Origin of the sequence: Mycobacterium sp. 4858, from assembly GCF_900240975.1 — a bacterium.
In the GTDB taxonomy this organism is placed as follows: Bacteria; Actinomycetota; Actinomycetes; order Mycobacteriales; family Mycobacteriaceae; genus Mycobacterium.
Window position 1 is genome coordinate 246,619 of record NZ_LT968775.1, and the last position, 19,264, is coordinate 265,882.

Sequence of the window (19,264 nt, forward strand, 5' to 3'; positions counted from 1 at the left end):
CTCTGTCGCTTGTGTCATCGGTTTCGCGACGCGACCTACTGAAATGGGCGGCCGCGGGCCCGGCCTTGGCGGGCCTGGGTGTCGCGGTTGCGTCGCTGCGCCCGGCGCCCGCGTCGGCCTCGCTCGGCACCCTGCTGGACTACGCCGCCGGGGTCATACCGGCCAGCCAGATCAGGGCCGCCGGCGCCGTGGGCTCGATCAGGTATGTGTCCGACCGGCGTCCGGGGGGCAACTGGATGCTGGGCAAGCCGATCCAGGTCGCCGAGGCACGTGACCTCAACAGCAACGGGCTGAAGATCGTCTCCTGCTACCAGTTCGGCAAGGGCGACACCGCCGACTGGCTGGGCGGGGCCAATGCCGGGCTCCAGCACGCGCAGCGGGGGATGCAACTGCACGCCGCCGCGGGTGGCCCGGCCAGCGCGCCGATCTACGCCTCGATCGACGACGACCCGTCCTATGACCAGTACAAACAGCTGATCGCGCCCTACCTGCGATCGTGGGAGTCGGTGATCGGGCATCAGCGCACAGGTGTGTACGCCAATTCGAAGACCATCGACTGGGCGCTGCACGACGGTTTGGGCTCTTACTTCTGGCAGCACAACTGGGGCTCGCCCAAGGGGTTCACCCACCCGGCCGCCCATCTGCATCAGGTCGAGATCGACAAACGCAGTGTCGGCGGGGTCGGGGTGGACATCAACGAGATCCTCAAACCGCAATTCGGGCAGTGGGTCTAGCGCTCCGGGTGCCTCGCCGCGTCTCGGTGGCCCGCGTCTCTTAATGATCCCAGCAAACACTCGTTCGCTCATTTTTCGGCCCGGCGGCCGCGATCGCGGACCGAACGACGCGACGCAGGAGGGCCCGACGTGGCTTCGCGGCTCGAAATTTTTACATAACGATTACATAACAAAACTGCTTTGATCAGCGCAGTTATAGCTACTCGACCGTAACCACCTGCATGCAGCAGGTTTGTTCGCCGCGCCCGCGCCGCCGATTAAACCCCGTGTTACCCACGACACGGTTACCCGTGCGTAGAACTCATCAGTAACCAATCACCACGAAAAACGGGGGTCGATCCTTATGACACTCTTAGTACAGCCGATGCAGTCCCCGCGCCGCTCAACCCACACGGGCGGTCCGCCGACAACACACCGGTCAGCCGTTTCCCGGCATTGATTCGACGCGGAATCGCCGAACCCGCCCGCCGGTGATGACCGGCCGAACGAACCGATACGTAAAGACGCATACAGGGAGACATAGAAGGTGACGATCCATGAGCACGACCGGGTGTCCGCTGATCGCGATGGAAATGGCCCTCATGCGTCAGCCGGGGAGACCCACGCTCTGGTCGACCGTCTGACGGCCGGCGAGCCGTACGCCGTTGCGTTCGGCGGCCAGGGCAGCGCCTGGCTGGAAACCCTCGAGGATCTGGTCTCGTCGGCCGGGATCGAATCGGACCTGGCAACGCTCGTGGGTGAGGTCGAGCTGCTGCTCGAGCCGGTGGCCAAGGAACTGGTCGTGGTGCGCCCGATCGGTTTCGAGCCGCTCGCATGGGTGCGCGCGCTGGCTGCCGAGGACCCGGTCCCGTCGGACAAGCACCTGACGTCGGCCGCGGTGTCGATCCCCGGCGTGCTGCTCACTCAGATCGCGGCGGTCCGCGCTTTGGCGCGCCAGGGCATGGACCTCAAGGCCACCCCGCCTGTCGCGGTCGCCGGGCACTCCCAAGGGGTGCTCGCCGTCGAGGCCCTCAAGGCGGCGGGCGCCCGCGACGCCGAGCTGCTGGCGATGGCCCAGCTGATCGGCGCGGCCGGGACGCTGGTCGCCCGCCGACGCGGCATCTCCGTGCTCGGCGACCGCCCGCCCATGGTGTCGGTGACCAACGCCGACCCCGAGCGCATCAGCCGGCTGCTCGACGAGTTCGCGCAGGACGTCCGCACCGTGCTGCCGCCGGTGCTGTCCATCCGCAACGGCCGGCGCTCGGTCGTCATCACTGGCACGCCCGAACAGCTATCCCGGTTCGAGCTCTACTGCCAGCAGATCTCGGAGAAGGAAGAGGCCGATCGCAAGAACAAGCTGCGCGGTGGGGACGTCTTCTCGCCGGTCTTCGATCCGGTCCAGGTGGAGGTCGGCTTCCACACGCCGCGGCTGGCCGACGGCATCGACATCGTCGCCGGCTGGGCCGAGAAGGTGGGCCTGGATGTCGCCCTGGCCCGCGAGCTGACCGAAGCGATCCTGGTGCGACGGGTCGACTGGGTCGAGGAGATCAGCCGTGTGCACGAGGCCGGCGCGCGCTGGATTCTCGACCTCGGTCCCGGTGACATCCTGACCCGGCTGACCGCGCCGGTCATCCGCGGACTGGGTGTCGGCATCGTTCCCGCCGCGACCCGCGGCGGGCAGCGCAACCTCTTCACCGTCGGGGCCGTCCCCGAGGTGGCGCGGGCGTGGTCGACCTACGCCCCGACCGTCGTTCGCCTGCCCGACGGCAGGGTCAAGCTTTCGACGAAGTTCACCCGGTTGACGGGCCGCTCGCCGATCCTGCTCGCCGGCATGACCCCGACCACTGTCGACGCCAAGATCGTCGCCGCCGCGGCCAACGCCGGGCACTGGGCCGAGCTGGCCGGCGGCGGGCAGGTCACCGAGGAGATCTTCGCCGGCCGCGTCGAGGAGCTCGCGACGCTGCTCGAGCCGGGCCGCACCTATCAGTTCAACGCGCTGTTCCTCGACCCGTACCTGTGGAAGCTGCAGGTCGGCGGAAAGCGGTTGGTGCAGAAGGCGCGTCAGTCGGGTGCGGCGATCGACGGCCTGGTGATCAGTGCCGGCATCCCCGATCTCGAGGAGGCCGTCGACCTGATCGAGGAGCTGAACGACGTCGGCATCAGTCACGTCGTGTTCAAGCCCGGCACGGTCGAGCAGATCCGCTCGGTCATCCGCATCGCCACCGAGGCGCCCACCAAGCCGGTGATCATGCACATCGAGGGTGGGCGCGCCGGTGGCCACCATTCGTGGGAAGACCTCGACGACCTGTTGCTGGCAACGTATTCGGAGCTGCGGTCGCGCCCGAATATCACGGTCTGCGTCGGCGGTGGTATCGGCACCCCCGAGCGCGCGACAGAGTATCTGTCCGGGCGGTGGGCGCAGGCGTACGGCTTCCCGCTGATGCCGATCGACGGCATCCTGGTCGGCACCGCTGCGATGGCGACCAAGGAGGCCACCACCTCGCCGTCGGTCAAGCGGATGCTGGTCGAGACCCAAGGCACCGACCAGTGGGTCGGCGCCGGAAAAGCCTTGAACGGCATGGCTTCCAGCCGCAGCCAGCTCGGCGCCGACATCCACGAGATCGACAACAGCGCGTCGCGCTGCGGCCGCCTCCTCGACGAGGTCGCCGGCGACGCGGACGCCGTCGCCGAGCGTCGCGACGAGATCATCGCGGCGATGGCGAACACCGCCAAGCCCTACTTCGGCGACGTCGCCGACATGACCTACCTGCAGTGGTTGCAGCGCTACGTGGAGCTGGCCATCGGGGAGGGCAACTCCACCGCCGACACCGCCGCGCCCGGCAGCCCGTGGCTCGCCGACACCTGGCGTGACCGCTTCCAGCAGATGCTGCAGCGCGCCGAAGCCCGTTTGCACGCAAGCGATTCCGGCCCGATCGCGACGCTGTTCGACGACGCGGCGCTGCTGGAGAGTCCGCAGCAGGCCATCGCCACGCTGCTCGCCGAATACCCGGACGCGCAAGCGGTGCAACTGCACCCGGCCGACGTCCCCTTCTTCGTCACGCTGTGCAAGACGCCAGGCAAGCCGGTCAACTTCGTACCGGTCATCGACAAGGACGTGCGGCGCTGGTGGCGAAGCGACTCGCTGTGGCAGGCCCACGACGCCCGCTATGACGCCGACCAGGTGTGCATCATCCCCGGTACCGCTGCGGTCGCCGGCATCACCCGGATGGACGAACCCGTCGGTGAACTGCTGGACCGCTTCGAGCAGGCCGCCATCGACGAGGTGCTGTCGTCCAATGTGCAGCCCCGCGCCGTCGCGTCGCGCCGGATGGGTCGCCCCGACGTGACCGGACCACTGGCTGTCGTACTCGACGCCCCGGATGTGCAGTGGGCCGGCCGCACCGCGATCAACCCGGTCCACCGGATCGCCGACCCCGGCGATTGGCTCGTGCACGAGGGCTCTGAAGGGCCCGAAAGTCGCCGCGCCACACACTCGTCCACCGGAGCGCGGCTCGGGGTCGACGGTAACCGGGTGGTGCTGAGCGTTCCGGTATCGGGGACCTGGATCGACATCCCGTTCGCCCTGCCCGCCAACACCATTGACGGCGGCACCCCGGTGGTGTCCACCGAGGATGCCGCCACGGCCATGCGGGCGGTGCTGGCGATCGCCGCCGGCGTCGACGGGCCGGAATTCCTGCCGGCGGTCGTCGACGGGACGGCCACCGTGACGGTGGACTGGGATCCCGAGCGCGTCGCCGACCACACCGGTGTCACGGCCACCTTCTCCGAGCCGCTGGCGCCCGGCCTCACCACCGTGCCCGACGCGCTCGTTGGTCTGTGCTGGCCCGCGGTCTTCGCGGCGATCGGCTCGGCGGTTACCGACACCGGCGTCCCCGTCGTCGAGGGCCTGCTCAGTCTGGTGCACCTCGACCACGCCGCCCACGTGGTCGGCGCGCTGCCCAAGGTCCCGGCCGAATTGGCAGTCACCGCAACGGCTTCGGCGGCGATCGACACCGACATGGGCCGTGTCGTGCGCGTCGCGGTCACGATCGCCGACGGCGACGGCGCGACGATCGCCAATCTCGACGAGCGGTTCGCGATCCTGGGGCGCACCGGCTCCGCCGAACTCACCGAGCCGGTGCGGGCCGGCGGCGCGGTGTCGGAGAACGCGACGGACACCCCGCGTCGTCGTCGACGTGACGTCCGGCTGACCGCCCCGGTCGACATGCGGCCGTTCGCCGTGGTGTCCGGTGACCACAACCCGATCCACACCGACCGGGCGGCCGCCCTGCTCGCCGGCCTGGAATCGCCCATCGTGCACGGCATGTGGCTGTCGGCCGCCGCGCAGCACGCGGTGACGGCCACCGACGGCCAGGCCCGGCCCCCGGCCCGGCTGGTCGGCTGGACCGCGCGTTTCCTGGGCATGGTGCGTCCCGGTGACGAGGTCGATTTCCGCGTCGAGCGCGTCGGGATCGACCAGGGCGCAGAGGTTTTGGACGTGTCCGCCCGCATCGGGTCCGATCTGGTGATGTCGGCGACGGCGCGCCTGGCCTCCCCGCACACGGTGTATGCCTTCCCCGGTCAGGGGATTCAGCACAAGGGCATGGGCATGGACGTCCGCGCCCGCTCCAAGGCCGCCCGCAAAGTGTGGGACAAGGCGGACAAGTTCACCCGCGACACGCTGGGCTTCTCGGTGCTGCACGTGGTGCGCGACAACCCGACCAGCATCATCGCCAGCGGTGTGCACTACAACCACCCCGAGGGCGTGCTGTACCTGACGCAGTTCACCCAAGTCGCGATGGCGACCGTGGCGGCGGCGCAGGTCGCCGAGATGCGCGAGCAGGGCGCCTTCGTCGAGGATGCCATCGCCTGCGGCCACTCGGTCGGGGAGTACACGGCCCTGGCCTGCGTGACCGGCATCTACGAGCTGGAAGCGTTGCTGGAGACGGTGTTCCACCGCGGCTCCAAGATGCACGACATCGTCCCGCGCGACGAGCTGGGCCGCTCCAACTACCGGCTGGCGGCGATCCGACCCTCGCAGATCGACCTGCCGGACGACGAGGTGCCCGCGTTCGTCGCCGGAATCGCCGAGCGCACAGGTGAGTTCCTGGAGATCGTGAACTTCAACCTGCGCGGCTCGCAGTATGCGATCGCCGGCACGGTGCGCGGCCTCGAGGAGCTGGAAGCCGAGGTGGAGCGCCGTCGCGAGCTCACCGGCGGGAAGCGGTCGTTCATTCTGGTACCGGGCATCGACGTGCCGTTCCATTCCCGGGTGCTGCGCGTCGGGGTCGCGGAGTTCCGCCGCTCACTGGAACGGGTCATGCCGCGCGACAAGGATCCCGACGTCATCATCGGGCGCTACATCCCGAACCTGGTGCCGCGTCCGTTCACCCTGGACCGCGACTTCATCCAGGAGATCCGGGATTTGGTGCCCGCCGAGCCGCTCGATGCGATCCTCGCCGACTACGACACCTGGCTGACCGAGCGCCGCAACGAGATGGCGCGCATCGTCTTGATCGAGCTGCTGGCTTGGCAGTTCGCCAGCCCGGTGCGCTGGATCGAAACCCAGGACCTGCTGTTCACCGAGGAGGCCGCGGGCGGTCTGGGCGTGGAGCGGTTCGTCGAGATCGGCGTGAAGTCGGCGCCGACCGTCGCCGGGCTGGCCACCAACACCCTCAAGTTGCCCGAATATGCCCACAGCACAGTCGAAGTGCTCAACGCTGAGCGCGACGCCGCAGTGCTGTTCGCCACCGACACCGATCCCGAGCCGGAGCCGGAGGAGGCCGCGGTTGATTCCGCGGCCGCCGCCGCGGACGGTGCGCCCTCGTCTGATGTCGCCCCGGCCGTCGCTGCGGCTCCCGCCACTGCTCCGTCGGGTGCTCCGCGTCCCGACGACATCGGTTTCGACGCCGCCGACGCCACCCTGGCGCTGATCGCGCTGTCGGCCAAGATGCGCATCGACCAGATCGAGGAGCTGGACTCCATCGAGTCCATCACCGACGGGGCCTCGTCGCGGCGCAACCAGCTGCTGGTGGACCTCGGTTCGGAGCTGAACCTGGGCGCCATCGACGGCGCCGCCGAGGCCGACCTTGCCGGGCTGCGGTCGCAGGTGACCAAGCTGGCGCGCACGTACAAACCTTTCGGCCCAGTGCTTTCCGATGCGATCAACGACCAGCTGCGCACGGTGCTGGGGCCCTCGGGCAAGCGGCCGGCCGCCATCGCCGAGCGGGTCAAGAAGACCTGGGAGCTCGGCGACGGTTGGGCCAAGCACGTCACGGTCGAAGTGGCGCTGGGAACCCGCGAGGGCACCAGTGTGCGCGGCGGCGCCATCGGCCACCTGCACGAGGGCGCGTTGGCCGACGCCGCCTCCGTCGACAAGGTCATCGACGCCGCGGTGACCTCGGTCGCCGTGCGCCGCGGCATCGCGGTGGCGCTGCCGTCGTCGGGCGGCGGTGGCGGTGCGACGGTCGACGCGGCCGCGTTGAGCGAATTCACCGACCAGATCACCGGTCGCGACGGCGTGCTCGCCTCGGCGGCCCGCCTGATCCTCAACCAGTTGGGCCACGACGATCCCGTCAGCGCCATCCCGACGGCCACGGACGCCGAGCTCATCGATCTGGTCACCGCCGAACTCGGCGCGGACTGGCCGCGTCTGGTGGCGCCAGTGTTCGACGCCAAGAAGGCCGTCGTGTTCGACGACCGGTGGGCTAGCGCGCGTGAGGACCTGGTCAAGCTCTGGCTGACCGACGAGGGCGACATCGACGCGCAGTGGCAGGGCCTGTCCGAAAGGTTCGAGGGCGCAGGCCACGTCGTGGCCACCCAGGCCACCTGGTGGCAGGGCAAGTCGCTGGCGGCCGGTCGACAGATTCACGCGTCGCTGTACGGCCGCATCGCCGCGGGCGCGGAGAACCCCGACCCGGGCCCCTACAGCAACGAGGTCGCTGTGGTGACGGGCGCGTCGAAGGGTTCGATCGCGGCGTCGGTGGTCGCGCGGCTGCTCGACGGTGGAGCCACCGTCATCGCCACCACATCGAAGCTCGACGAGGAGCGGCTGGCGTTCTACCGCGGGCTGTATCGGGATCACGCCCGCTACGGCGCGGCGCTATGGGTGGTCGCCGCCAACATGGCGTCCTACTCCGACATCGACGCGCTTGCCGAATGGATTGGTACCGAGCAGACCGAAAGCCTTGGGCCGCAATCCATTCACATCAAGGACGCGCAGACCCCCACGCTGCTGTTCCCGTTCGCGGCGCCCCGGGTGGCCGGCGACCTCTCGGAGGCCGGTTCGCGCTCCGAGATGGAGATGAAGGTGCTGCTGTGGGCGGTGCAGCGGCTGATCGGCGGGCTGTCCAAGATCGGCGCCGAGCGCGACATCGCATCGCGGCTGCACGTGGTGCTGCCCGGCTCGCCCAACCGCGGAATGTTCGGCGGTGACGGCGCATACGGCGAAGCCAAGTCGGCGCTGGACGCGTTGGTGACCCGTTGGCACGCCGAATCCTCCTGGGCCTCCCGGGTCAGCCTGGCGCACGCGCTGATCGGCTGGACCCGCGGGACCGGGCTGATGGGACACAACGACGCCATCGTCGACGCCGTCGAGGAAGCCGGGGTCACCACCTATTCCACCGACGAGATGGCGGCCATGCTGCTGGGCCTGTGCGACGTCGAGTCGAAGGTCGCGGCGGCCGGCGCGCCGATCAGGGCGGACCTCACCGGCGGTCTTGGCGAAGCCAACCTGGACATGGCCGAACTGGCCGCGAAAGCCCGCGAGCAGGCCACGTCGGGCGAGCAGACAACGGAAGACGGTGCGCCCGAGGGCACCATCGCCGCGCTGCCGTCCCCGCCGCGCGGCTTCACCCCAGCACCCCCGCCGGAATGGGCAGACCTCGACGTCGACCCGGCCGACCTGGTGGTCATCGTCGGTGGCGCCGAGATCGGGCCCTACGGTTCGTCGCGCACCCGGTTCGAGATGGAGGTCGACAACGAACTGTCGGCGGCGGGCGTCCTGGAGCTGGCCTGGACCACGGGATTGATCCGCTGGGAGGACGACCCGCAACCCGGTTGGTACGACACGAAATCCGGCGATCTGGTCGACGAGGCCGAGCTGGTGGAGCGTTACCACGACGTCGTCGTGGAGCGGGTGGGCATTCGCGAATTCGTCGATGACGGCGCGATCGACCCCGATCACGCGTCGCCGCTGCTGGTGTCGGTGTTCCTGGACAAGGACTTCACCTTCGTCGTCTCCTCGGAGGCCGACGCTCGCGGGTTCGTCGAATTCGATCCGGAGCACACCGTCATTCGGCCGGTCCCCGATTCGAGCGACTGGCAGGTCACGCGCAAGGCCGGCACCGAGATCCGGGTACCGCGCAAGACCAAGCTGTCGCGGGTCGTCGGCGCACAGATCCCCACCGGATTCGATCCGACCGTGTACGGCATCAGCCAGGACATGGCCAGCTCTACCGACCGGGTGGCGCTGTGGAACATTGTCGCGACCGTCGATGCGTTCCTGTCGTCGGGATTCACCCCGACCGAGCTGATGCGGTGGGTCCACCCGGGCCTGGTCGCCAGCACCCAGGGCACCGGCATGGGCGGGATGACGTCGATGCAGACCATGTATCACGGCAACCTGCTTGGCCGGAACAAGCCGAACGACATCCTGCAGGAAGTCCTGCCGAATGTCGTTGCCGCGCACGTCATTCAGAGCTATGTGGGCAGCTACGGCGCGATGATCCACCCGGTCGGCGCATGCGCGACCGCGGCGGTATCGGTCGAGGAGGGCGTCGACAAGATCCGCCTCGGCAAGGCCGAACTGGTCGTCACCGGCGGCTTCGATGACCTGACGCTGGAAGCGATCATCGGCTTCGGTGACATGGCGGCCACGGCTGACACCTCCATGATGCGCGGCCGGGGCATTCACGATTCGAAGTTCTCCCGGCCCAACGACCGGCGGCGCCTTGGATTCGTCGAGGCGCAGGGCGGCGGTACCATCCTGCTCGCCCGCGGCGACCTGGCGCTCAAGATGGGTCTGCCGGTGCTGGCTGTGGTGGCCTACGCGCAGTCGTTCGCCGACGGCGTGCACACCTCGATCCCGGCCCCCGGTCTGGGCGCACTGGGCGCCGGCCGCGGCGGCAGGGATTCGGCGTTGGCGCGCTCGCTGGCCAAGCTCGGCGTCGGCGCCGACGACATCGCGGTGATCTCCAAGCACGACACGTCCACGCTGGCGAACGATCCCAACGAGACTGAGCTGCACGAGCGGCTGGCCGACTCGCTGGGCCGCTCGGAGGGCGCCCCGCTGTTCGTGGTGTCGCAGAAGAGCCTCACCGGCCACGCCAAGGGTGGCGCGGCCGTCTTCCAGATGATGGGCCTGTGCCAGATGCTGCGCGACGGGGTGATCCCGCCCAACCGGAGCCTCGACTGCGTCGACGACGAGCTCGCCGGGTCGGCCCACTTCGTCTGGGTGCGTGAGACGCTGCGGCTGGGCGAGAAGTTCCCGCTCAAAGCGGGGATGCTGACCAGCCTCGGGTTCGGCCACGTGTCCGGACTGGTGGCGCTGGTGCATCCGCAGGCCTTCATCGCCGCGCTCAACCCCGAGCAGCGCGCGGACTACCAGAAACGCGCGGAGGCGCGGCTGCTGGCCGGTCAGCGCCGGTTGGCCTCGGCCATCGCCGGGGGCGCGCCGATGTACGAGCGGCCACCGGACCGTCGCTTCGACCATGACGTACCGGAGAAGCGGCAGGAGGCGGCGATGCTGCTGAACCCGGCGTCCCGGCTGGGCGGGGGCGACGCCTACGAGGTTCCCGCCGGATGACGTCGTCGCCTTATTGCCCGGCTTGCCCCCGCAAGCGGGAGGTGCCCCCACCTCGCTCCGCGGCGCGGACCGCATCGTCGCCGGGCGAGACCGTCCGTTAGCCTGGCGTCCCATGGGAATTGTCGGTGTGGGGATCGACGTCGTCTCCATCCCTGATTTCGCCGAGCAGGTCGACCAGCCGGGAACCGTCTTCTCCGAGACCTTCACGCCCGGTGAGCGTCGCGACGCCTCGGACAAGAGTTCCTCGGCCGCGCGCCACCTGGCGGCGCGCTGGGCGGCCAAGGAGGCGGTGATCAAGGCGTGGTCGGGATCGCGGTTCGCGCAGCGGCCCGTGCTGCCCGAGGACATCCACCGCGACATCGAGGTGGTCACCGACATGTGGGGGCGGCCGCGGGTGCGGCTGAGCGGCGACATCGCCAAACACCTGGCCGACGTGACGATTCACGTGTCGCTGACGCACGAGGGGGACACCGCCGCCGCGGTGGCGATCCTGGAGACGACCTGAGCGTTGCCGAGCGGCCGTGTTTGTACACAACACGCCGGTAAACGGTGACATGTGGGGACGCTCGCCGGGAGGGTCCGCCGGCCGCGCGACTAGCCTCGAGGTCATGAGTGATCTTGTGGAGCGCGTCCGCGAGGTGTTGCCGTCGGTGCGGCGCGACCTCGAGGACCTGGTGCGCATCGAATCGGTGTGGGCCGACCCGGGCCGACGCGACGAGGTGCACCGCAGCGCGCGAGCGGTGGCGGACCTGTTGTCGCAGGCCGGATTTGGTGATGTGCAGATCGTCAGCGAGGACGGCGCCCCGGCGGTCATCGCGCGGCATCCCGCGCCGCCGGGCGCGCCGACCGTGCTGCTCTACGCCCACCACGACGTGCAGCCCGAAGGCGATGCCGGCCAGTGGGCGTCGCCACCCTTCGAACCCACCGAACGCGGTGGCCGGCTTTATGGACGCGGCAGCGCCGACGACAAGGCCGGGATCGCAACGCATTTGGCGGCGTTCCGGGCGCACGGGGGGCAGCCGCCGGTCGGGGTGACGGTCTTCGTCGAAGGTGAGGAGGAGTCCGGCTCGCCGTCGCTGGGCCGCCTGCTGGCCGCCCACCGCGGCGCGCTCGCGGCCGATGTGATCGTCATCGCCGACTCGGACAACTGGAGCACCGACGTTCCGGCGCTGACCGTTTCGTTGCGGGGCCTGGTCGACTGCGTGGTCGAGGTCGCCACGCTCGACCACGGCCTGCACTCCGGCATCTGGGGCGGGGTAGTGCCCGACGCGCTGAGCGTGCTGGTGCGGCTGCTGGCCAGCCTGCACGACGATGACGGCAACGTCGCCGTCGCCGGTCTGCACGAAAGCGCCGCAGCCGCCGTGGATTACCCGCCCGAGCGGGTGCGGGCGGACTCCGGTCTGCTGGACGGGGTGTCCGAGATCGGTTCGGGTTCGGCGCCGCAGCGGCTGTGGGCCAAGCCCGCGATCACCGTGATCGGCATCGACACCACGCCCATCGACAAGGCGTCGAACACGTTGATCCCGCGAGCGCGGGCAAAGATCAGCATGCGGGTCGCGCCCGGGGGTGACGCCGGGGCACACCTGGATGCGCTGACGTCACATCTGGAAAAGCACGCACCGTGGGGTGCGCGGGTGACCGTCACCCGCGGCGACATCGGCGAGCCTTACGCCATCGATGCCAGCGGCCCGGTGTACGACGCCGCGCGGGCGGCCTTCCGGCAGGCGTGGGGCACCGACCCGATCGACATGGGCATGGGTGGCTCCATCCCGTTCATCGCCGAATTCGCCGCAGCCTTCCCGCAGGCCAAGATTCTGGTCACCGGCGTCGAGGACCCCGCCACCCAGGCGCACAGCATCAACGAAAGCCTGCATCTGGGGGTGCTGGAACGCGCCGCTGTCGCCGAGGCGCTGCTGCTGGCCAACCTGGGCTGACGGTGGCCCCTTAAGTAGCAGCCGCTTTACCGCCGCTGAGACACGACGTTGTTGTTTCCCGTCTTCTCGATCCTCGGTGCGCCCGAGTGGTACGTCACCGCGTTGTCGTCGCCGAAAACGTCGATGGTGTCGGCGCTGTCGGCGGCGACGTGATTCCCGCTGCCGAAGATCTCCAGCCTGTCGCAGTTGCCGGTGACGGTGTAGGTGTTGTTGTCGCCGTCCAGCTTCAGGTCCCCGCCGTTGCAGTCGATCTTGTCTTTCGCGCCGCTGTTGATCATTACGAGGTTTCCCTGCACGGTGGTGCCGGCGTGACTCAAGAAGAACGCGATCGCCAACGCCGACGCGACCGCGCACAGGCCCAAGATCAGCTTCCATCGCCGCGTAATCGCGAGCTTCGCGATATCGCCGAACTTCTGCGGACCGCCGAAGTCTTGACCGCTGGGTGTGCCGGGCGGCCGCGGCGCTGCCCCAGGTGTTCGGCCGGCGCCGCGCTCAAGGTCGCGAATGTATTGCTCGGGGTCGTCCGCGTCCACGGCTACATGATCCGCTTCGGCCTGTGCAGAGTGCAATGGTCGGTGGCCTGACCGTTACGGCCACGGGAAGCCGGGCGCCGGCGGGGGCACTTGCGCCGGGTCAGCCTCCGCGAAGTGATACACCGGGCCCGACGGGCCGTTCTGAACTGTGACGGCGAACCAGTGGCACACGCTCAGGTCGAATCCTGGCGGTATCGGAACCGTGTATCCCCATTTCTGGCCGGGGCAGTAGTGCCAGTAGGACGGGCCAGCTTGGGCGGGTACGGCCAAGCCCAGACCGGCCACCGCTACGCCGCCGGAAAGCATCGCCGCCCCGACGATCCGACGCCGGGGTGTATTCATCGGAAAATCCTCTCGTTGCCGATCGCGCCGTACGTTGCGGCGAACCACTTGCGAAATTCTTGGCGTCGGCTTGCGGCTACCGATCCCAGTTTCTGCCCAGCGCCGTTGCTGCAACGCTGCCGCGGTGAAGTTGCCGAGATGCCGCAAGCAGCGCAAAGTACGGGTCAGCGGGGGCAAGAAGGGAGCACCGATGAAGACACCGTTCGCTGCGGCCTCCGCCGCATTCGTATCAGCGGCGCTGACGACCGCACCGGCTGCGTTCGCTGCGCCGGGCGACGCGGTCGTGTACACCGTGACGTCGGACGCGCCGTTGGCGGCGGTGTCGTACATCGACGCGACAGGTGTCCTGCAGACGCTGACCAATCAGCCTGTGCCGTGGTCCATCTCATTCACCAGCAAGGACGCGAGTCCCACGGCAGTGCTGACCGTTGCCGCGAACCCGACCGGTCAAAAGACGACCTGCACAATTACGGTCAACGGAGCGGTGAAGGACACCAAGTCCACGACGGGCACGGGCGAAGCCGGCCTGGCCCAGTGCGCGGCGTAACCGGAGCGGGTACCGCTCAGCGGTTCACACCGACAGGTCGCGACGCAGTTTGGCGACGTGCCCGGTGGCCTTGACGTAGTACTGCGCGAGGGCGATCTTGCCCTTTTCGTCGACCACGAAGGTCGAGCGGATCACGCCCTGCACGGTCTTGCCGTACATCTGCTTCTCGCCGTAGGCGCCCCAGGCCGTCAGCACCTTGCGCTCGGGATCCGACAGCAGCGGGAACGTCAGCTTCTCGGCGTCACGAAACTTGGCCAGCTTCTCCGGCTTGTCGGGGGAGATGCCGATCACGTCGAGGCCGGCGTCGCTGAGTTCGTGCAGGTTGTCGCGGAAGTCGCAGGCCTGCTTGGTGCAGCCCGGCGTGGAGGCCGCCGGGTAGAAGTACACGATGACGCGGCGCCCCTTGTAGTCGGCCAGCGACACCTGGTTGCCGTCGGCGTCGGGCAGGCTGAAGGAGGGCGCTTTGTCGCCCGGCGCAAGCCGCGTGGTCTCGGCCATCTTCTGGGCCCCTTTCTGTTCACCGGAGCGTGGGGGTTACCGCCAGCTGATCTAGGGTAGTGCGTCAGGTGCATCAGGCCGATTGGGAGGACAGACACGTGGCGGACCGGGACCCCGAGGCCATCAAGCGGGACATCGACGTCGCCCGCGACCAGCTGGCGGCCACCGTCGACACTCTTGCCGTGCGGGCCAACCCGCGCCGCCTCGCCGACGACCTGAAGGCGAAGGCGATCGAGTTCGTGAAGAAGCCGGCGGTGACGGTGACCCTGGCCGGCGTCGGTGCCCTCGTGGTCGTGGTGGTGGTGCACCGGGTGCGCAACCGCTGACGCCTCAGGTCATGCCGGCACCCGTGCCGCTCTGCACGTGCACCGGAATGCCGTCGTCCCATGGCTGCGCCGCGACCATGTCCTCGACGTCGACGTAGCCGCGCTCGAATTCGCCGGTCGCCGCGTCGACAAGCCGATATTCCTGCCGCTGGACGTGGATGGGTTGGGCGTCCAGAATGACCACCCGCACGTCGCCGGGCTGGAAGTCGCAGCGCTGCTGTAAGGCCTCGATGAGGCATTCGTTGTGCATGTGCCCGTCGCCGAAGTTCCATCCCAGCACCATCGAGCACAGGACCTCGCCCTCGCACAGGTTGTAGTCGTCCTCGTCGTAGCCGGCCAGCGCGCGGTGCACCAGGGTGAACAGCGCGCGGCCGTGTGTGTTCATCCCGCGGAACGCCATGGCGAGGTGAAGCGGGACCAGGGTCGCCTCCCTGGAGCCGTAGAGGCGCTCGAGCTGCAGGTGTTGCATGGGTCCCAACGCGCGCGACCCGGTGCGGAACTTCTCGTCGACCGATGGCTTGACGCACCACACGGTGGTGTCCCAGTTGCCCGCGTAGTACCGCATGCCCGGCAGGAAGGACACCTTGCGCGGGTAGAGGTTTCCGACGACGACGATTCCGGCGATGACCACGAAGAGGATCGCCACCGGCAACGGGTCGGCCAGATCGGACAGTCTGAGGCGGGCGTGCGCCACGAACAGCGACAGCACCCCGAAGATCATGAACACGTTCCACTCCAACGGCACCCCCATCGGGAAGGCCAGCAGGATGTTCAGGTGGAACACGATCATCACGAACGCGGCGATGGCCGTGGGCCAGCCGCCGTGGGAGAAGAGCAACGCCAGCGGCACCAGGCCCTCGACGGCGGTGGAGAAGTGCGCGATGAAACCCGCCAGCGCGCTGGGGCGCAGGTCGTCCGGATAGCGCTTGAACATCGACCGCTTGAGCGGGCCCGACGGGATGAACGGGTTGTTCGCCAGCATCGTCGAGATGACGAAGGGGAAGTGCCGGTTGAGCTTTGAGGTGGCCGCCCCCAGCCAGATGACCATGAAGACCACCTTGGCCCCGATGATCGAGTCCGCCCCGGAGAACAGGAACACCAGTGCGAGCGGCGCGTAGACCTCGCCGCGGGCGGCCAGGAAGATGACCTTGTCGCGCAGGCCGACGGCGGCCAGGACCGCCAGGATCGCCACGGTGTGCCAGGGCGCCAGCACCCCAATCTGCGTGTGCAGGGCGGGGATTGGGCCGGTGCCGCCGGAGACCAACGCGATCGCCAGCAACACCAGCAGCGCGGCGTAGAGCGCCGCGTCGATCGGGCTGCGGACGGTGCCCTTGGTCAGCGGGACCCGGTCGGGCCAGGGTGGCAGCCGGATGGTGCCGGGGCGCAGCCAGTACAGGATGGAGCCCATCGGCGGGAAGTAACGCCCGGCCAGTGGCCCGAAGCAGCAGCCCAGCCCGACGACTTCGAACAGCATGGTGTACAGCACGGCCTTCTCGAACACGATCGGCTCCGACCACCACGCGGCGACGCCCGTGAAGCCGCCGATGCCCGCCGTGCACCACCCGAACACCCAGCCGCCGAGAACGTACAGCGCGATCTTCACCCCGTACATCACATGCATCACCAGCGGGGTGCCGAACCCGTTTTCCGCGATGTGGCGCACCATCGGCACGATCCGCTGCGCGCGGCTCTGCTTGCTCCAGTCGGCGATGTCGACGACGGGCAGGTTCGGCTGGATGAACCCCATGGCGGCTCCTTCGACGCACTCGTACCCGGTAGCGGGTAGGCGCCAACCGGTGCAGCAAAAAATACCTGGAGCAACAGCTATCGCGGGGGCATACGGCGTCAAAAATAGAGTCGGTTCCTTGCGCCCCGGCGGCGGTCGGTGTTCTCGCCAATATGGGCAGTCACTGCACGCGGCGCCGCGTTGTTCGGATGTTACGGTGCGACCTGAACAATCTGCAGCGCAGTGGTTTCGGCACATTGAGGAAGTGGCGCGACCGGGCCCGGTCACGAATGCAGCCGAATCCGGGGCAGCCGGCGCCGTTTTCGGTGGCGAGCGGTGGCGCCGGCGCCGCGTCTCGTACGCCTCCTAGGGGCGGTCGACTGGCAAACCATGCAGCACGGAAGCGGCTACCAACTGCAAAGTCGTTGTCCAGGAACGTTTTTCGCGCCGGGTCAGTGCGGACCGGGTGAGGTTGGTCACGAACCCGACGCCGCGCACCCGACTCGGATCGTTTTCACAGCTCATTGATGGCCAGCTGACAAGTAATGCCTTGTACAGTCCTGCGACTGTGGGCCGTGAGAGCGCTCGGATGACGCGACGACGGCGGTCGATCGTCGCCGTCGTGTCGGCGCTGAGCCTGTTCGTCGCCTTGATCGCCGGGTCCTCCCTGCGCCCGCAGTTCGCAGCGGGCACGCTCCCCGAGCCGGCGGCGTGGACCCAGCAAACCCAAAGTGCGCAAACGCAAGCCGGTCATGCGCGCGCTGACGCTGCCCAAACGATCAGCCGTGCCGACCATGGCCCGGCAACCGGCTCGACGTCGACGGACAAAAAGCCGTTCCACAGCATGTGGATGACACGCGACCGGCCGATCAGCTGGCCTCCGATGACGCACCAAGGCGGCTGGTTGGCGTTGCCGACTTCGTTTGCCGCGGCCGAGCCGCCGCCGGTCCGCGTCGCGCCTGCGGCCGTTCCCGACCACCGAGACAACTCCACCCGGCTCTGCGTTATCCGCTGCTGAGGGGTCGGACCCCGAACTTTCGCGCCTTCCGACTAGGCCTGTGCAGCCCACGCGCACAGCACCTTTGCTTCGGCGCTGCCCGCGTTCGCAGGTCTGAAGGCACTCCCATGAGCGGCCCATAGCCGATCCCCATATTGCGGCGCCCTGCGACGCCCTGAGCGTCGGGCGCTCATCCCTTCGCATCCTCGAGGAACCGACATGTCCACAGCTATTAGTCAACCCTCCCTCACGAGTCCGGCGGAACGTCGATGAAATCGAATGCACAAGAACTCAATTCGGGGCCCATCCACTCGGATACACCCGAGGCGTGCCAGCCGGGGAAGTTTCACCTACCGCGGCTGGAGCATTCCGCGTTGCCGCTGGCCGCCGATCGAGGTGTCGGGTGGAAGGCTTTGCGGGACGCCGGGCCCGTCGTCTTCATGAACGGCGCGTATTACCTGACCCGCCGTGAGGATGTGCTGGCGGCGCTATGCCAACCCAATCTCTTCTCGGCCCATTTGGCACTGCAGCCTCCCGGCAGCCCGTTGCCGGTGCTGCCATCGGCGTTCGACCCCCCCGAGCACACCCGCTACCGCAAGATCCTGCAACCGCACTTCAGCCCGCACGCCTTGGCCGAATCCTGGCCCGTGATGGAACGCCACGCCGTCGAGATGATCGCTGACCTCGCTGGCCGGGGCGGATGCGAGGTGATGGCGGATTTCGCGCGGCTCTACCCGTACCAGGTGTTCATGGACCTCTACGGGTTGCCGCTGGAAGACCGGGACCGTGTGATCGGCTGGAAGGACGCCGCGGTGGACGGCGGACCCGAGGGCAACGAGCTGCTGGCTTACTTCACCGACGCCATCTTGCGACGCCGGCGGGAGCCGGGCTCGGACATGCTATCCCGGGTGATGATCGGCCCGGGGGAGCTAAGTGACCTCGAGCTCCTCGGCATGAGCCACCTGCTGGTGTTGTCCGGTCTGGACACCGTGGCCGCGGCCATCGGGTTCTCGCTGTTCGAACTGGCGCGCAGACCCCAGCTGCGCAGGGAACTTCGCGACGAACCAGGGCAGGTGAAGGTTTTCATCGAAGAGATCGTCCGGCTCGAGCCGGCGGCCCCCCTGGCCGCGCGGGTGACCACCGACTTCGTCAAGGTCGGCGGCATGACCCTTCCCCCCGGCACATCAGTACGGTTGTGCACGGCCGCGATCAACCGCGACGGTAGCGACGAGATATCGACCGACGACTTGGTCATGGACGGAAAGGTGCACCGCCACTGGGGATTCGGGGGCGGGCCGCATCGCTGCATCGGCTCCCACATGGCACGCATGGAACTGACGATCGTCGTCAACGAGTGGCTCAAGCGCATCCCGGACTTCGAAGTCCCGCCGGGGTACATCCCGGAGATCAAGTTCCCCTCGAAGAGCTTTGCCCTCAAGTCGCTCCCGCTGAGCTGGGGCACAGCCGACGCCGAGTTGAGCACGGCCGGTTCAGGCTCCCGCGCGACGGTGCGATGAACCGAACGTCCGGCCGACGGGACCCGCCGTGCAGATCGCCGAGCCTTCGCGCGGTGCCGACGCATCCATCCTGGTCATAGGCGGAAACGTTGAGTACGTCTGTGGTGCGCCGTCAGGGTTTCGAACCCCGGACCCGCTGATTAAGAGTCAGCTGCTCTACCAACTGAGCTAACGGCGCTTTCGACGGCCGAGACCGCGTACGCGACAATAACAGGCGTCCTGCCGCGGTGCGAAATCCTCCGATCCCTTCCAGGATAGCCAACACCGCCGGGAGGGGCGGGATGGTTGGCGCCCGTGCGAGCGTTCCGGCGCTAATAGTCGACGAA

At 68.5% G+C, this 19,264-nt stretch carries 12 protein-coding genes and 1 tRNA gene; 8 read left to right on the forward strand and 5 right to left on the reverse strand.

The window, feature by feature from the left end:
- The first annotated feature begins 11 nt into the window (after window positions 1-11).
- The 4 genes from C1737_RS01275 (at window position 12) to C1737_RS01295 (ending at window position 12,452) form a co-directional block, all read left to right on the forward strand.
- Window positions 12-734: a DUF1906 domain-containing protein gene (locus C1737_RS01275; RefSeq protein ID WP_067916610.1), complete on the forward strand. Its 723-nt coding sequence runs from the start codon at window positions 12-14 to the stop codon at window positions 732-734.
- Between the two features lie 526 nt (window positions 735-1,260).
- Window positions 1,261-10,518, forward strand: a complete 9,258-nt coding sequence (locus C1737_RS01285) for a type I polyketide synthase (protein WP_102417011.1) — start codon at window positions 1,261-1,263, stop codon at window positions 10,516-10,518.
- A gap of 112 nt (window positions 10,519-10,630) precedes the next feature.
- Entirely contained in the window at window positions 10,631-11,023 is a 393-nt protein-coding gene (locus C1737_RS01290) for a holo-ACP synthase (RefSeq protein WP_065444533.1), read from the forward strand.
- 49 nt (window positions 11,024-11,072) lie between these two features.
- A complete protein-coding gene (locus tag C1737_RS01295) occupies window positions 11,073-12,452 on the forward strand; it encodes a dipeptidase (protein WP_233214610.1) in 1,380 nt (459 codons plus the stop codon).
- Window positions 12,453-12,478: 26 nt separating this feature from the next.
- On the opposite strand, the gene C1737_RS01300 is transcribed toward C1737_RS01295, so the two are convergent.
- Window positions 12,479-12,985, reverse strand: a complete 507-nt coding sequence (locus tag C1737_RS01300; protein WP_102417013.1) for a DUF3060 domain-containing protein — start codon at window positions 12,983-12,985, stop codon at window positions 12,479-12,481.
- Window positions 12,986-13,039: 54 nt separating this feature from the next.
- Window positions 13,040-13,327 (reverse strand): hypothetical protein, encoded by a 288-nt coding sequence (locus C1737_RS26535; RefSeq protein WP_142393409.1) that lies wholly within the window; start codon window positions 13,325-13,327, stop codon window positions 13,040-13,042.
- Window positions 13,328-13,517: 190 nt separating this feature from the next.
- Here C1737_RS26535 and C1737_RS01305 point away from each other — a divergent pair, with 190 nt between their 5' ends.
- On the forward strand, window positions 13,518-13,874 hold the full coding sequence (locus tag C1737_RS01305) for an MmpS family transport accessory protein (protein WP_102417014.1): 357 nt from the start codon (window positions 13,518-13,520) through the stop codon (window positions 13,872-13,874).
- A gap of 24 nt (window positions 13,875-13,898) precedes the next feature.
- On the opposite strand, the gene bcp is transcribed toward C1737_RS01305, so the two are convergent.
- Window positions 13,899-14,372 (reverse strand): thioredoxin-dependent thiol peroxidase, encoded by a 474-nt coding sequence (bcp, locus tag C1737_RS01310; protein WP_102417015.1) that lies wholly within the window; start codon window positions 14,370-14,372, stop codon window positions 13,899-13,901.
- Window positions 14,373-14,470: 98 nt separating this feature from the next.
- Here bcp and C1737_RS01315 point away from each other — a divergent pair, with 98 nt between their 5' ends.
- Window positions 14,471-14,698, forward strand: coding sequence for a DUF3618 domain-containing protein (locus C1737_RS01315; protein WP_067923571.1), 228 nt, complete (start codon window positions 14,471-14,473; stop codon window positions 14,696-14,698).
- A gap of 4 nt (window positions 14,699-14,702) precedes the next feature.
- Here the strand turns inward: C1737_RS01315 and C1737_RS01320 are convergent, their stop codons facing one another.
- Window positions 14,703-16,445 carry a DUF3556 domain-containing protein gene (locus C1737_RS01320; RefSeq protein WP_102417016.1) on the reverse strand — a complete coding sequence of 581 codons (1,743 nt, stop codon included), beginning with the start codon at window positions 16,443-16,445 and terminating at the stop codon, window positions 14,703-14,705.
- Window positions 16,446-17,046: 601 nt separating this feature from the next.
- On the opposite strand from C1737_RS01320, the gene C1737_RS01325 reads away from it, so the two are divergent.
- Together C1737_RS01325 and C1737_RS01330 are read left to right on the forward strand one after the other, a co-directional pair.
- The gene (locus tag C1737_RS01325) at window positions 17,047-17,442 is read left to right on the forward strand and encodes a hypothetical protein (RefSeq protein ID WP_142393410.1); all 396 of its coding nucleotides are present in this window, start codon (window positions 17,047-17,049) and stop codon (window positions 17,440-17,442) included.
- A gap of 248 nt (window positions 17,443-17,690) precedes the next feature.
- A complete protein-coding gene (locus C1737_RS01330; protein ID WP_233214612.1) occupies window positions 17,691-18,938 on the forward strand; it encodes a cytochrome P450 in 1,248 nt (415 codons plus the stop codon).
- 102 nt (window positions 18,939-19,040) lie between these two features.
- Here the strand turns inward: C1737_RS01330 and C1737_RS01335 are convergent.
- Window positions 19,041-19,116: transfer RNA gene (locus C1737_RS01335), tRNA-Lys, on the reverse strand.
- Window positions 19,117-19,264 lie beyond the last annotated feature (148 nt).